1 protein-coding gene is annotated in these 575 nt (G+C 73.9%); it reads left to right on the top strand.

Annotated features, from left to right (window positions below; genetic code table 11):
- Positions 1-393, top strand: a 393-nt coding sequence (locus GTQ99_RS23850) for a GNAT family N-acetyltransferase (RefSeq protein WP_166618096.1), incomplete at its 5' end; no start/stop codon positions are given.
- Positions 394-575 lie beyond the last annotated feature (182 nt).

Here is a 575-nt window from a genome sequence, read left to right as displayed (position 1 = left end):
GAGCTGAACCGCCGCTACCGGGCACCGGGCGAGCCGGACGACGAGTACCCGCTGGCCGCCGACGCCGCCTGCCTGGTCGCGCACGTGGACGGCGAGCCGGCGGGGTGCATCGCGCGCGAGGCCGTCGACGAGCCCGGCTGGGAGGACACCGTGGAGATGAAGCGCGTCTTCGTCCACGAGCGCTTCCGCGGCCGGGGCGTGGCCCGCGCCCTCGTCGCCGCCTACGAGGAGGCCGCCCGCGCCGCCGGGGCGCGGCGCGTGCGCCTGGAGACGGGCACCAAGCAGCCGGAGGCGATGGCCCTCTACGAAGCGCTGGGTTACGAGCGCAGCGCCGTGCCGTTCGGCCCGTGGGCCGACAGCCCGCTGTCGGTCTGCTACACCAAGCGCCTCTGACCCCACCCCGCCCCGCACCGCGCCGTCCACGTCCGCGTCCACGGATCTCGGGTCGCGGGGGCCGCGGGCGCGCGCCATCATCGGTCGCAGGACTGCTCGGAGGGTCTTTCCAACTTCGAAGTTCGGTGCGCCGAACTTCGAAGTTGGAAAGACCCTCCGAGCAGTCCTGCGACCGATGATGG

The organism is Kineococcus vitellinus (assembly GCF_009906315.1).
GTDB lineage: Bacteria > Actinomycetota > Actinomycetes > Actinomycetales > Kineococcaceae > Kineococcus > Kineococcus vitellinus.
The sequence above is the reverse complement of the archived record's forward strand: the minus strand, read 5'-3'. Positions and strand labels throughout refer to the sequence as shown.